Origin of the sequence: Zestomonas carbonaria (assembly GCF_904061905.1) — a bacterium.
Classification (GTDB): domain Bacteria; phylum Pseudomonadota; class Gammaproteobacteria; order Pseudomonadales; family Pseudomonadaceae; genus Aquipseudomonas; species Aquipseudomonas carbonaria.
Map to the genome: position 1 here is coordinate 1 of NZ_CAJFCI010000094.1, position 14,629 is coordinate 14,629.

The 14,629-nt window shown below is 66.0% G+C and carries 9 protein-coding genes; 3 read left to right on the forward strand and 6 right to left on the reverse strand.

The window, feature by feature from the left end; translation table 11 throughout:
* Positions 1 to 555 precede the first annotated feature (555 nt).
* Complete coding sequence (locus tag PSEWESI4_RS24390; protein ID WP_187673835.1) at positions 556 to 1,182, forward strand: response regulator transcription factor; 627 nt, start codon at positions 556 to 558, stop codon at positions 1,180 to 1,182.
* Between the two features lie 9 nt (positions 1,183 to 1,191).
* A complete protein-coding gene (locus PSEWESI4_RS24395) occupies positions 1,192 to 4,830 on the forward strand; it encodes a transporter substrate-binding domain-containing protein (protein ID WP_187673836.1) in 3,639 nt (1,212 codons plus the stop codon).
* Positions 4,831 to 4,878: 48 nt separating this feature from the next.
* On the opposite strand, the gene PSEWESI4_RS24400 is transcribed toward PSEWESI4_RS24395, so the two are convergent.
* The 6 genes from PSEWESI4_RS24400 to glcD form a co-directional block, all read right to left on the reverse strand.
* Entirely contained in the window at positions 4,879 to 6,561 is a 1,683-nt protein-coding gene (locus PSEWESI4_RS24400; protein ID WP_187673837.1) for a lactate permease LctP family transporter, read from the reverse strand.
* A 188-nt stretch (positions 6,562 to 6,749) separates the two neighbouring features.
* Positions 6,750 to 8,927, reverse strand: a complete 2,178-nt coding sequence (locus tag PSEWESI4_RS24405) for a malate synthase G (protein ID WP_187673838.1) — start codon at positions 8,925 to 8,927, stop codon at positions 6,750 to 6,752.
* Between the two features lie 101 nt (positions 8,928 to 9,028).
* Positions 9,029 to 9,427, reverse strand: coding sequence for a heme-binding protein (locus PSEWESI4_RS24410; protein WP_187673839.1), 399 nt, complete (start codon positions 9,425 to 9,427; stop codon positions 9,029 to 9,031).
* A gap of 88 nt (positions 9,428 to 9,515) precedes the next feature.
* Positions 9,516 to 10,733 (reverse strand): glycolate oxidase subunit GlcF, encoded by a 1,218-nt coding sequence (gene glcF / locus PSEWESI4_RS24415; RefSeq protein ID WP_187673840.1) that lies wholly within the window; start codon positions 10,731 to 10,733, stop codon positions 9,516 to 9,518.
* 8 nt (positions 10,734 to 10,741) lie between these two features.
* Positions 10,742 to 11,794, reverse strand: a complete 1,053-nt coding sequence (gene glcE / locus PSEWESI4_RS24420; RefSeq protein WP_187673841.1) for a glycolate oxidase subunit GlcE — start codon at positions 11,792 to 11,794, stop codon at positions 10,742 to 10,744.
* Complete coding sequence (gene glcD / locus PSEWESI4_RS24425; protein ID WP_187673842.1) at positions 11,794 to 13,293, reverse strand: glycolate oxidase subunit GlcD; 1,500 nt, start codon at positions 13,291 to 13,293, stop codon at positions 11,794 to 11,796. Before glcD ends, glcE begins: the two co-directional genes overlap by 1 nt.
* Before the next feature lie 275 nt (positions 13,294 to 13,568).
* Between glcD and glcC the strand changes: the two genes are divergently transcribed.
* Complete coding sequence (glcC, locus tag PSEWESI4_RS24430) at positions 13,569 to 14,339, forward strand: transcriptional regulator GlcC (RefSeq protein ID WP_187673843.1); 771 nt, start codon at positions 13,569 to 13,571, stop codon at positions 14,337 to 14,339.
* Positions 14,340 to 14,629 lie beyond the last annotated feature (290 nt).

Sequence of the window (14,629 nt, forward strand, 5' to 3'; positions counted from 1 at the left end):
TTCCTGTGGGGGGTGGGGGGGGATTGGTATGAGGCAAATTCTGACGAGTGCCGAGAAACTTGACATTGGGAAGGTTCTTTCCCGTGGTGGGAATGGTCTTTGTATGGCTAGGAAATTTCTGACGGGATGAAATATGGGAACTGGCTAGAGATTCGAAAAGAGGAAGTTTGCTAGGGCGGGAGTTGGTTCGGATGGCGACCGAGGCTGAATAAAACAAGGGGGAATAATTGAATTGCAGGATTCAATCCTGGCCGTCCCTGAAGTGCGAGGCGATTTTCGCCTTGACCGGATTTGAGGGAGTGTCCGGAACCTGCCCGCCTCGGAAAAATCCTTTCCGCTGGGAGAAGGCTCTTATCGAATCCGTGGCTATTCCCTGGAAGAATAAGTGGCAAGTCTTTAGGACGGTCTCACGATATGGAAGTTATTTTCCGGGGGCACGGGATATCGGCCTTCCTTCCCAGAGGATGAGCCTTCTTCCCGTGATCTATGATTCCACCTGAGGCGCGATCCAGTGTGCTCAGGGCGGGTCGACATGCTTTAGAAGAGGGGTACTCAATGCATAAGGCTTTGATCGTGGACGATCATCCTTTCATTCGATCGGGTGTAAGGGCCCTGCTCGAGGCGAATGGTTTCCAGGTGGTCGCGGAGACGGACAATGGCGCGAACGTCCTCCGGCTGGCACAGGATCATCAGCCCGAGCTGATCATATTGGACATCGGCATTCCAAAGCTGGACGGGCTGGAGGTCCTGGCACGCCTCCGCGCGCTGTCGCTTCCCGTGAAGGTCCTGGTGCTTACCGCGCAGTCTCCCGAGTATTTCGCGATGCGCTGCATGCGGGCGGGGGCTTCGGGGTTCATTCCGAAAGGGGATGACATCGACGAGTTGAGCAAGGCGGTTTCCGCCATCATGTCCGGCTACACGTATTTCCCGAGCCTCTCTACACAATCGGTCTTTCTTGGCGATGGCCATCTGAGCGAGAGTGAGAAGATATCCAGTCTTTCGGACCGGGAGCTGCTCGTTCTGCAATACCTGGCTCGCGGGCTGAGCAACAAGGAAATAGCCGAACTGCTACTGCTGAGCAACAAGACCGTCAGCACTTACAAAGTGAGAGTACTCGAAAAGCTGAGATTGGCCTCGGTGGTGGACCTGGCCGACTTTGCGAAGCGCAATGGCCTGATCTAGAAGACGGCCATGCGACTATTTCTCGCTGGGCTTCTCGTCGCGATCGGACTCATACCCTCCGCCTGGTCCTCGCCAGAGGACGACTTACGTTTGCTCGGACGTTCGACGGTCGCCGGGTACGACCTCGTGCTGGGCACCGAGGACAGGCAGTGGCTCAGGGACAAGGGCACGATGAAACTGGGCGTTTCCCAGGAAAGTTATCCGCCCCTGGATGTTCTGACCGTCAGTTCGGACCTCGAAGGCATTACCGCCGACTATGCAAGGCTGGTCTCGGAACTCCTGGGGGTTCCGGTGGAAGTTCTCGCCTATTCCTCGCGCGCCGAGGCCGTCGAGGCGCTGAAGCGTGGCGAGGTGGACCTGCTCGGAAGCGCGAATGACATGGATGCGCAGGAGCGGGGCATAGTCCTGTCGTCGTCCTATGTCGATGACCAGCCGATGCTGATCGTGCGGGCGGGAGAGGCGCATTCGATCCCCGAAGACCTGGCCGGCAAGCGGATCGCGATGGCTCATTACTATCTGCCCGAGACAGTGGTGCGCTCGGTCTATCCCAAGGCCGAACTCAAGCTCTATCCCTCCACGGTGATGGCCGTCGGCGCGCTGGCTTTCGGGCAGGTCGACGTCTATCTCGGGGACATGATCAGTTCCGACCACCTGATCAACAAGACGCTTTTCGACAACCTGAGGCTGATGAACTTCGCACAACTGGAAAGCAGCGGCTTTTCCTTCGCGATGCTGCGCCAGGAAAAGGAGCTGGTCCGTGTCGTGAACCAGGCGCTTGGCGCGATTCCCGATTCGGAGCGGGAGGTCATCCGGCAGCGTTGGGGAGGAACCAGCATCGGCATCCTCGACCGGGATCGCCCGCAATTGACCTGGACGGAGCAGCGCTGGATCAAGCAGAACCCCCGGGTGAAGGTCGTGGTCAATCCCGATATCGTGCCTTTTACCTTCTTCGACGAGAACAATGTCCTGCAAGGGATCAGCGCGGACGTGCTGGACAAGATCAGCAAGCGCACGGGGCTGCAATTCGAGATCGTCAAGGCCGGGTCGTCCCGTGAACTGCTCGAGAAGGTAAAACGGGGCGAGGCCGACATCGCGGCGGCCTTCCTGTCCGACCAGAGCCCGCAGGAAGGCATCGTCTACACCCGTCCCTATGTGGGAACGCCTTTCGTCATGACCACCCGGGTGGGCGTGGGAGCCCCCGAAACGCTGGATGACATGAGCGGGAAACGCCTGTCCATCGCGTCCGACAATTACGTGGCTTCCCACATCAGGCAGAACCACCCCGGTGTGACGATCGTCGAGGTGGGCAGCGCATCCGATGCCCTGGCGAGCCTGGCCAGGGGGGAGGTGGATGCGGCGGTCACGACGCTCCTGGTGGCGCGCTACATGATTTCCCGGGAATACAGTGGACAGTTGAACATCGCCTCGGTGGTCGGCCGGTCGGCCCAGGTGGTTTTCGGGGTGAACGGAAACACCACCGATCTGCTGTCGATCATCAACAAGGCCCTGTTGAGCTTTTCCCCTGAAGAGGTGATCGACCTGACCAATCGCTGGCGAGGCCCGGTCGTCTTCGAAACCAGCCCCTGGGGGCGGTACGGGGCGACGGCCATACAGGGGATCGCCATCGCCGGCGTGCTGCTGATCCTGGCGCTGGTTTTCATCTTCTACCTGTGGCGGTCGATAAAGCGGCGGGAGCAGGCCGAAAGCGCATTGACCGACCAACTGGAGTTCATGCGCGTGTTGATCGACGGCACGCCGAATCCCATCTACGTGCGCGATCGCCAGGGCAACCTGCTCATCTCCAACCCCAGCTACCTGAAAGTGTTCGGCGTGGAGAAGGAGGAGGTGATCGGCAAGCCCGTGACCGAGAACATGCTGGTCGACCCGGGCGAGGCGCAGGCGTGGCAGGAGGATTACGCACGGGTGATCGCGGACGGCAAGGAGCTGCTCCAGGACCGGCATGTCAGGCTGGCCAACGGGGAGATGCGCACCATCTACCACTGGATGCTGCCCTACCGGGACAGAAGCGGCCAGGTTGCCGGGATCATCGGCGGCTGGCTTGACATCACCGAGCGCCAGGTCCTGCTGGACGCCCTGCAGAATGCCAAGATGGAAGCCGAGGACGCCAACCGGGCCAAGACCACCTTCCTGGCGGCCATGAGCCATGAAATCCGCACGCCGATGAATGCCGTGCTCGGCATGCTCGAACTGGCCTCGAAGAAGGCGGAGCAGGGAATCCTGGATCGTCTCGCCCTGGACGTGGCGGCGGAGTCCGCGCGCGGCTTGCTGGATCTGATCGGCGAGATTCTCGACATCGCCAGGATCGAGACCGGACGCCTGTCGATCACGCCCGAGCGGGCCAACCTGCGCAGGCTCGTCGAGTCGGTGGTCCGGGTGTTCGAGGGCATGGCGCGGCAGAAGACCCTCGGGCTGACGCTGGAGTGGCACTGCGACATCGACCGGGACGTCCTGATCGATCCGCTGCGGTTCAAGCAGATACTGTCGAACCTGGTGAGCAATGCGATCAAGTACACGTCGAGAGGCGGGGTACGGATGATCGTGGACGGGTCTCTGCAGGAAGACCAGCGCCTGAGCCTGCGGATCAGCGTGGTGGACACCGGGCAGGGGATTTCCCAGGAGGACCAGCAGCGCCTGTTCGCGCCGTTCAGCCAGGCCAGCAACAACAGGCAGCCTTCACGCAACAGCTCGGGACTGGGCCTGATCATCAGCCGGACCCTCTGCGAAATGATGGGCGGCGAACTGTGCCTGCGCAGCGAGCTGAACGAGGGGACGCAAGTCGAGGTCCTGCTGGACCTGCAGCTTCTGGAGAAACTCCCGGCGCCAGCGCTGGCGGCGGAGAACGCTCCGGTCGACGATGCGCCCAGCCTGAACATCCTCATCGTCGACGACTACCCGGCGAACCGCTTGCTGCTGGCCGAGCAACTGGGTTTCCTCGGGCACCGCGTCACCGAGGCGGTGGATGGCGTGCAAGGTCTGACTGTCTGGGAGAGCGGCCACTTCGACGTGGCGGTCATCGACTGCAACATGCCGGTCATGAATGGATTCGAACTCGCGCGCGCGATCCGCGAGCGGGAGCAGGTCGAGGACCGGAGCCGCTGCCTGGTGATCGGATATACCGCGACGGCTCAACCGGAGGAGCGCCAGCGTTGCTTGGAGGCGGGCATGGACGATTGCCTGTTCAAGCCCCTCACGCTCGATGCCTTGAAGCAGCGGCTGGCGAACGTGGAGCCCCGGGTATGCATGCTGGCGGAGGAAGCCGAGGAGGAGGATGCGCTGGGCGACGAGCTGGACCTGAGCAACCTGGAGCGGCTCTCGCGGGGCAATGCCGACCTGATCCGCAGATTGCTGGGCGATCTTGCCCAGAGCAACCGGGAAGACCTGGAACGGCTATCGACGCTCATGCAGGGCGTGGATTGCCAAGGACTGGCCGAGCTTGCCCATCGCGTGAAGGGCGGCGCCCGGATGGCCAGGATCAGGCCGCTGCTGGAAGCTTGCGAGCGCCTGGAGATGGTGTGCAAGCAAGGGCGGGAGGAGGCGGATATCAGGCAGGCGGGCTCGGCCCTGCGCGATGCCATGCACTGGCTCGACGAGGCGATCGAGCGGCAGTTGGGCAAACCTGCCGCCTGATTCCCCGGAACCGGCGCCGGAGACGATCCGGCACCGGCTCCGTGGTTTTCACTTCACGATCATGCCGGTGAACACGTAGGCCTGGGCCAGGGTGATCAGGCCGATGAAGGCCGCGAAGATCAGGCTGTGCTTCAGGGTGAAGCGGAACAGGTCCGACTCGCGACCGACCATGCCGGTGGCGGCGCAGGCCACGGCGATGGATTGCGGCGAGATCATCTTGCCGGTCACGCCGCCAGTGGTGTTGGCCGCGACCATCAGGGTGTCGGAGACGCCGATCTGGTGCGCGGTGGTGGCCTGCAGCGAGCCGAACAGGGCGTTGGACGAGGTGTCCGAACCGGTCAGGAACACGCCCAGCCAGCCGAGGAACGGCGAGAAGAACGGGAACGCCGCGCCGGTGCCGGCCAGTACCAGGGCCAGGGTGGTGGACATGCCGGAGAAGTTGGTGACGAAGGCGAAGGCCAGCACCATGCCGATGGACAGGACCGGCCAGCGCAGTTCGACCAGGGTTTCCTTGAAGGTCACCAGGCCGCTCTTGAGGTCGATGCGCAGGACCAGCATCGACAGCAGGCCCGACAGGAAGATCGCGGTACCGCTCGCCGACACCAGGTCGAACTTGTACACGGCCGGCATCGCGGTCGCGCTGGAGACGATCGGCGCGGCCTTCATCACCAGTTGGTCGAGGTGCGGGATGGCGAACATGAACACCCAGCTTTCCAGCGCGCCACCGGGGGCGAACATGGCCTTGAACGGCTTCATGGTCCAGATCGTTACCAGCACGGTGAGAATCAGGAACGGCGACCAGGCCTTGAGGATCTGGCCGAAGCTGTAGGGCGACTCGCTGCGCGCGCCGCCGAAGCCACCGAGCACGGCGCTGCCGTCGGCGTTGATGCCGGCGATTTCCTGCTCGCGGGCGGCCTTCGGCTGCCAGACCTTCAGGAACAGGGTCAGGCACACCATGCTGAGCAGCGCCGAGGTGATGTCCGGCAGTTCCGGGCCGATGAAGTTGGAGGTCAGGTACTGGCTGATGGCGAAGCTGACGCCGGCGACCAGCAGGGCCGGCCAGGTTTCCCGGATGCCGCGCCAGCCGTCCATCATCGCCACCAGCCAGAACGGCACGATGACCGAGAGGATCGGTAACTGGCGGCCGGCCATGGCGCCGATGTCGAAGGGATCGATGCCCGAGACCTGGCCGGCGACGATGATCGGGATGCCCAGGGCGCCGAAGGCCACCGGGGCGGTATTGGCGATCAGGCACAGGCCGGCGGCGTACAGCGGGTTGAAGCCGAGGCCGACGAGCAGGGCGGCGGTGATCGCCACCGGTGCGCCGAAGCCGGCCGCGCCTTCCAGGAAGGCGCCGAACGAGAAGCCGATCAGCACCACTTGCAGGCGCTGGTCGCCGGTGATCGACAGCACCGAGCTGCGGATGATCTCGAACTGGCCGCTCTTCACCGTCAGCTTGTAGAGGAACACGGCGGCGACGATGATCCAGGCGATCGGCCAGAGTCCGTAGGCGAAGCCGTAGCCGGCGGCGGCGAAGGCCATGTCGGCGGGCATCTGGTAGACGAAGATCGCCACCAGCAGCGACAGCGCCAGGGTGATGGTGCCGGCGACGTGGCCTTTGAGACGGAACACGGCAAGGGCAAGGAAGAAGAAGATGATTGGCACGAGTGCCGCGAGTGCCGACAGACCGAGGCTGCCGAGCGGGGTGTATATCTGCTGCCAGGTTTCCATGGGGGTTGTCCCTTATTGTTGTGGATGCATGGGTGGAGCTTCAGCGGCGAGCCGGGCCGCTGGTGGATCGGTCGTATGACGGGATGGCGGGGCGCGGTTCATTGGGCGGTTCCTCTTCTTGTTGTCGTGGACGGGATTTACCCGACATCGGAAAAGCCCCGGCACGCATTGCGTACCGGGGCTGTTCGTCATGCTTCCCGCTTGAAGCGCAGGCGCCAGGCATGCAGTAGCGGTTCGGTGTAGCCGCTGGGCTGCTCGCGGCCCTTGAACACCAGGTCGCAGGCCGCGCGGAACGCGTGGGAGCCGTCGAAGTCCGGAGCCATCGGCCGGTAGGCCGGGTCGCCGGCGTTCTGTCCGTCCACCACCCTGGCCATGCGCCGCAAGGTCTCGCGGACCTGTTCTTCGTTCACCACGCCGTGGTGCAGCCAGTTGGCGATGTGCTGGCTGGAGATGCGCAGGGTGGCGCGGTCCTCCATCAGGCCGACGTCGTGGATGTCCGGCACCTTGGAGCAGCCGACGCCCTGTTCGACCCAGCGCACCACGTATCCGAGGATGCCCTGGCAGTTGTTGTCCAGCTCCTCCTGGATATCGGCGGCGCTCCAGTCGCGCGCGGCGGCCACCGGCACGCTGAGCAGGTCGCGCAGCAGGCCGTCGCGCTGGCTGGCGAGGTCGATGAGTTCCAGTTCGCGCTGCACGGCCTGCACGTCGACCTTGTGGTAGTGCAGGGCGTGCAGGGTGGCGGCGGTGGGCGAGGGGACCCAGGCGGTGTTGGCGCCAGCCTTGGGATGGCCGATCTTCTGTTCGAGCATGGCCGCCATCAGGTCGGGCATGGCCCACATGCCCTTGCCGATCTGCGCCCGGCCGCGCAGGCCGCAAGCCAGGCCGACCAGCACGTTGTTGCGCTCATAGGCGGTGATCCACGGGGTGGACTTCATGTCGCCCTTGCGCAGCATGGCGCCGGCTTCCATGGCGGTGTGCATCTCGTCGCCGGTGCGGTCGAGGAAGCCGGTGTTGATGAAGGCCACGCGGTCCTTGGCCGCCGCGATGCAGGCCTTGAGGTTGACGCTGGTGCGCCGCTCCTCGTCCATGATGCCCATCTTCAGGGTGTGGCGCGGCAGGCCGAGCAGGTCCTCGACGCGGCCGAACAACTGGTCGGCGAAGGCCACTTCGGTGGGGCCGTGCATCTTCGGCTTGACGATGTACACCGAGCCGCTGCGCGAGTTGCCGCGACGCTGGAGGTCGTGCAGGGCGATGGTGCTGGTGACCACCGCGTCGAGGATGCCCTCGGGAATCTCGTTGCCTTCGCCGTCGAGGATCGCCGGGTTGGTCATCAGGTGGCCGACGTTGCGCACGAACAGCAGGCTGCGGCCGTGCAGGACCAGCTCGGCACCGTCGGCGCCGGTGTAGACGCGATCCGGGTTCAGCCGGCGGACGATGGTCTTGCCGCCTTTTTCCAGGGTTTCGGCGAGATCGCCCTTCATCAGGCCCAGCCAGTTGCGGTAGACCACTACCTTGTCGTCGGCGTCGACGGCGGCCACCGAGTCCTCGCAGTCCATGATGGTGGTCAGCGCGGCTTCCAGCAGCACGTCCTTGACGCCGGCGGCGTCGGTGCGGCCGATGGGGCTTTCGCGGTCGATCTGGATCTCGAAGTGCAGGCCGTTGTTCTTCAGCAGCACGGCGCCGGGCGCTTTGGCGGTGCCCTGGTAGCCGACGAATTTCTCCGGCTGGGCGAGGCTGGTCTGGCTGCCGTCGCGCAGGCTCACGCGCAGGTCGCCGTCGACGATGGCGTAGGCGCTGGCGTCGGCGTGGCTGCCGCTGGCCAGCGGCGCGGCCTGGTCGAGGAAGGCGCGGGCGAAGGCGATCACCCGCGCGCCGCGTACTTCGTTGTAGCCGGGGCCTTTTTCGGCGCCGCCGTCCTCGGGGATCGCGTCGGTGCCGTACAGGGCGTCGTACAGAGAGCCCCAGCGGGCGTTGGCGGCGTTCAGCGCGTAGCGCGCGTTCATCACCGGCACCACCAGTTGCGGGCCGGCCTGCACGGCGATCTCGCTGTCGACGTTGGCAGTGCCGACCCGCACCTGATCGGGCTGCGGCAGCAGGTAGCCGATGGATTCGAGGAAGGTCCGGTAGGCGGTCATGTCCTCGACAGGGCCGGGATGGGCGCGGTGCCAGGCATCCAGCTCGCTCTGCAGGCGATCGCGCTCGGCCAGCAGGGCGCGGTTCTGCGGCGCCAGGTCGTGCACCAGGGCATCGAAGCCGCTCCAGAAGGTCTCGACGGCGACACCGGTTCCCGGCAGCACCTCGTCGTCGATGAAGCGTTTGAAGTTGCTGGCCACTTGCAGGCGCTGGCAGTGCACGCGCTCGGTCATTCTCTTTTCTCCTGTTCCATATGCGCCCCTCACCCCCGGGAGAGGGGCCGGGGGTGAGGGGCGGCGGTATTTCTTATCGCAAGGTCATTCGTCGGCGGCTGTTACAGGGCCGCAATCCCGGCCTTGGCCACCTGGGCGTCCTGTTCGGCCTTGACCCCGGACACACCCACCGCGCCGACCACCTGGCCATCGACCAGCACCGGCACGCCGCCTTCCAGCGAGGTCAGCAGCGGGGCGCTGACGAACGCGGTGCGGCCGCCGTTGACCATCTCCTCGTAGCCCTTGGTCTCGCGCCGGCCGATGGCAGCGCTGCGGGCCTTCTCGGTGGCGATGTAGGCGCCGACCGGAGCGCAGCCGTCGAGGCGCTCCAGGGCCAGCGGATGGCCGCCGTCGTCGACCACGGCGATGGCCACCGCCCACTGGTTGCGCTGGGCCTCGGCGCGCGCGGCGGCGAGGATGCGGGCGACTTCGGTCTGGGTCAGTACTGCTTTGTGGTGCATGTCTTTCTCCGATTGATTCACTTCGTAGCCCGGATGCAATCCGGGAGTCCCGCCGTCCCGGATTGCATCCGGGCTACAGATGTCGGGCTCATCCAATCGCCTCTTCCACCAGCTCGATCCAATGGCGCACCGGGGTGCGGCCGGCGCCGTCGAGGTGGGTCTGGCAGCCGATGTTGGCGGTGACGATCACCTCGGGCTTGCCGCTTTCCAGCGCGTTCAGCTTGTTGTCGCGCAGTTGCCGCGACAGCTCCGGCTGGGTCAGCGAATAGGTGCCGGCCGAGCCGCAGCACAGGTGGCTGTCCGGCACGCTGGTGAGGCTGAAGCCGAGTCGGGTCAGTACGCCCTCCACCGCGCCGCCGAGCTTCTGGGCGTGCTGCAGGGTGCAGGGGCAGTGGAAGGCCAGGCGCCTGTCGCCATTGATACCGAGCTCTTCCAGCGGCTCGGCGCGCAGTACTTCCACCAGGTCCTTGGCCAGTTCGCTGACCCGTTTCGCCTTGGCGGCGTAGGCCGGGTCGTTCTCCAGCAGGTGGCCGTAGTCGCGGACGAAGGCGCCGCAGCCGCTGGCGGTCTGCACGATGGCTTCGGCGCCGGCCTCGATGGCCGGCCACCAGGCGTCGATGTTGCGCCGGGCACGCTCCAGCCCCTTGTCCTGGGCGTTGAGGTGGTAGTCCACGGCGCCGCAGCAGCCGGCCTCGCGGGCGGGCTCGACGCTGATGCCCAGGCGATCCAGCACCCGCGCGGCGGCGGCGTTGGTGTTGGGCGACAGGGCGGGCTGCACGCAGCCTTCGAGCATCAGCACGCGGCGCGCGTGCTGCGTTTGCGGACGCGGCTTGGCCGGGTGTGGCTGGCGCGGCAGCTTGCTCTTCAGGGTTGCCGGCAGCAGCGGGCGAAACGCCTGGCCGACCTGGGTCAGCGCCTTGAACAGCGCCGGGCGCGGCACCACGGTGCGCAGGCTTTCGCGCAGCACCCGCTCGCCGAGCGGTCGCGGCACGTATTCCTCGACCACGGCGCGGCCGATATCCAGCAGGTTGTGGTACTGCACGCCGGAGGGGCAGGTGGTTTCGCAGTTGCGGCAGGTCAGGCAGCGGTCCAGGTGCAACTGGGTCTTGGCGGTGACTTCCTGGCCTTCCAGCACTTGCTTGATCAGGTAGATGCGCCCGCGCGGGCCATCCAGTTCGTCGCCCAGCAGTTGATAGGTGGGGCAGGTGGCGGTGCAGAAACCGCAGTGCACGCAGGAGCGCAGGATGCTCTCGGCCTCTTCGGCGCGGGGCAGGCGCTTGGCTTGTTCGCTCAGATTGGTTTGCATGACTGTTCTCAGACTTCCGCGTACATGCGGCCGGGGTTGAAGATCCCCTGGGGGTCGAGCTGGTGCTTGAGGTTCCGGTGGTAGCGCAGCAGCGGCGCGGCCAGCGGCGGGAACGGGTCGTCGCCGGCGCCGTAGCGGGTCGCGTGGCCGCCGACCTCGGCGACCGTGTGGCGGATCAGCGCGGCATCGGCGTCGGACTTGAGCCAGCGCTGGGCGCCACCCCAATCGATCAACTGCTCGCCGGGCAAGGCCAGCGGCGCGGTGTTGTTCGGCAGCGACAGGCGCCACAGCGGCGCGGGATTGGCGAAGAAGGCCAGGCGCTGCTCGCGCAGGTCCTGCCAGTAGCTGCTGTCGATCTCCTCGCCGCCAAGGCGCTGGCGGGCCGACTGCACCGAGCCTTCGCCGCCTTCCAGGCGCAGATGCAGCGCCTGGCCGTCATGGCAGGCGGCGCTGATCGGGATCGGCTGCTGACCCCATTCGGCGAGTTCGCCGAGGGCCTGGTGGACGTCCATCTCCAGGCGCAGGCTGACGCACTGCCGCGGCTTGGGCAGCACCTTGAGGGATACCTCGGTGAGCACGCCGAGGCAGCCGAAACTGCCGGCCAGCAGGCGCGACAGGTCGTAGCCGGCGACGTTCTTCATCACCTCGCCGCCGAAACGCAGCAGCTTGCCGTGGCCGGTGATCACCCGGGTGCCGAGCACGTAGTCGCGCACCGAACCGGCCCAGGGCCGGCGCGGGCCGGACAGACCGGCGGCGACCACGCCGCCAAGGGTGGCACCGATGCCCAGGTGCGGCGGCTCGCAGGGCAGCATCTGCCCGGCGGCGTCCAGCGCCGCCTCGATCTCGCTGAGCGACGTGCCGGCGCGGGCGGTCAGCACCAGTTCGGTCGGGTCGTAGCTGACGATGCCGCGATGGGCGCGGGTGTCGAGCACCTCGCCGCTCACCGGGCGGCCGAGGAAGGATTTGCTGTTGCCGCCCTGGATGCGCAGCGCGACGCGCTCGTTGAGGGCGTAGTTGACCTGTTCCAGCAGCGCCGCGCTGGCGTCGTGATCGTGTCGCATCAGAAACGCTCCAGTTCAGGGAAGGGCAACTGGCCGTGGTGCACGTGCATGGCGCCGAACTCGGCACAGCGGTGCAGGGTCGGGATGTTCTTGCCGGGGTTGAGCAGGCCCTGTGGGTCGAAGGCCGCCTTCACCGCGTGGAACAGGGTCAGCTCGTCGCTGTTGAACTGGGCACACATCTGGTTGATCTTCTCGCGCCCCACGCCGTGCTCGCCGGTGATGCTGCCGCCGACTTCGACGCAGAGTTCGAGGATCTTGCCGCCGATGGCCTCGGCACGCTCCAGCTCGCCGGGGACGTTGGCATCGAAGAGGATCAGCGGGTGCATGTTGCCGTCGCCGGCGTGGAACACGTTGGCCACGCGCAGGCCGTATTCCTCGGACAGCTCGGCGATGCCGTTGAGCACCCGTGGCAGCTCGCGGCGCGGGATGGTGCCGTCCATGCAGTAGTAGTCCGGCGAGATGCGCCCGACCGCCGGGAAGGCGTTCTTGCGGCCGGCCCAGAAACGGGCGCGCTCGGCTTCGTCGCAGGCCAGCCGGACATCGGTGGCGCCGGCCGCCTTGAGCACCGCCTCGACCCGCTCGCAGTCGTCCTGCACGTCGGCCTCGACGCCGTCCAGCTCGCAGAGCAGGATGGCCGCCGCGTCCACCGGGTAGCCGGCGTGGATGAAGTCTTCCGCCGCGCGGATCGACAGGTTGTCCATCATCTCCAGGCCGCCGGGGATGATGCCGGCGGCGATGATGTCGCCCACCGCTCGGCCGGCCTTTTCCACCGAATCGAAGCTGGCCAGCAGCACCCGCGCCACCTGCGGCTTGGGCAGCAGCTTGACGGTGACCTCGGTGACGATGCCGAGCATGCCTTCCGAGCCGGTGAACAGGGCCAGCAGGTCGAAGCCCGGTGCGTCCAGGGCATCGCTGCCGAGGGTCATTGGCTCGCCTTCGATGGTCAGGATGTCGACCTTGAGCAGGTTGTGCACGGTCAGGCCGTATTTCAGGCAGTGCACGCCGCCGGCGTTCTCCGCGACGTTGCCGCCGATGGAGCAGGCGATCTGCGAGGAGGGGTCCGGCGCGTAGTAGAGTTCGAAGGGCGCCGCCGCCTGGGAGATGGCCAGGTTGCGTACGCCGGGCTGGACGCGGGCGAAGCGGCCTTCGGGGTTCACCTCGATGATCCGGTTGAAGCGCGCCATCACCAGCAGGATGCCCTGTTCCAGCGGCAGCGCGCCGCCGGACAGGCCGGTGCCGGCGCCACGGGCGACCACCGGCACGTTGCGGGCATGGCAGAGCTTGAGCAGCGCCTGCACCTGCTCGACGCGCTCGGGCAGCACCACCAGCATCGGCACGGTGCGGTAGGCCGAGAGGCCGTCGCATTCGTAGGGTTTCAGGTCTTCCTGGCTGTGCAGGACTTCCAGGTCGGGCAGGGCTTCGCGCAGCTCGGCAAGCAGGGCGGCCTTGTCCACTTTGGGCAGTACGCCATCGACGCGTTCGTCGTAGAGAATGTTCATGCTGGCTCACACGGTCTGGTTTTATTGTTCTCGGAGCCGGCCTCGGGTCGTGACTGCAGGCAGGGAGGCGTGGATCCGGGCCGGGCTCGCTGAGCCTCAGGCAGAAGGAGGTTGGATCACGCGGCTTTCCTGCGTCCATCTGTCGCAGTACTGGTCCTACCAGTTTTTACTGCCCTGAATCCCTTGAAAGCCTGGAAATGCAGCATTCTGGCGAGTAGGGTGTGCTGTAGTTTTCACTTGGATGATTACTGGTCCTACCAGTTTGGAGGGGTTCGATGGACAGCGGTCAGCAGAGCAGGCCCCGGGTTGCCGACCAGGTGGCGGAACGCATCGAGCGATTGATCGTCGATGGGGTGCTCAAGGTCGGCCAGGCGTTGCCTTCCGAACGGCGACTGGTGGAGAAGCTCGGTTGCTCGCGCTCGGCGTTGCGCGAGGGGCTGCGGGTGCTGCGTGGGCGCGGCATCGTCGATACCGAACAGGGGCGGGGATCGTTCGTCGCCGACCTGAACCGGGCCAACGACGCCACGCCGCTGATGCACCTGTTCAGCTCGCAGCCGCGCACGCTCTACGACCTGCTTGAGGTGAGGGCCCTGCTCGAAGGGGAGTCCGCGCGCCTGGCCGCGCTGCGCGCCACCGAGGCCGACCTGATCATGATCAAGCGCCGCTACGAAGACATGCTCGCCGCCTACGACGAACCGCAGCCGCTCGATCCCCGCGAGCACGCGCGCCGCGACCACGCTTTCCACCGGGCGATCAGCGAGGCCTCGCACAACCCGGTGCTGGTGCATACCCTGCAATCGCTCAGCGAACTGATGCTGAGCACGGTGTTCGCTTCGGTGAACAACCTCTACCACCGCCCGGCCCAGAAACGGCAGATCGACCGCCAGCACACCCGGCTCTACCACGCGGTGATCGAACGCCTGCCGGAACAGGCCCAACGCGCCGCCCGCGAACACATCAACAGCGTGCGCGACAACCTGCGGGAGATCGAACAGGAAGAACAGCGCCTGGTGCGGGCCACCATGCGCCTGGAAGGGTGGAAGTAGTTTGTAGGGTGCGCCGCGCGCACCGCTCGCCTGGGGCTGCGTATGGCGTTCGCCGGCACACTCGGAGGTGCTTCCGGATCGGTGCGCACGGCGCACCCTACGTGGTACTCCGGATTGCATCCGGGCTACGAGGTGGCTCCCCGCTCCCATTCATGGGAGAGGGGCCGGGGGAGAGGGCCGAGGGTTATACTCGCTCGGGGTGGAACCTCGGCTCCACTCTCCACCTGCGCCATGGCCTTCACGGCAACGTCTCGATCCTCAGCGTATTGGTGCTGCCGGGTTGCCCGAAG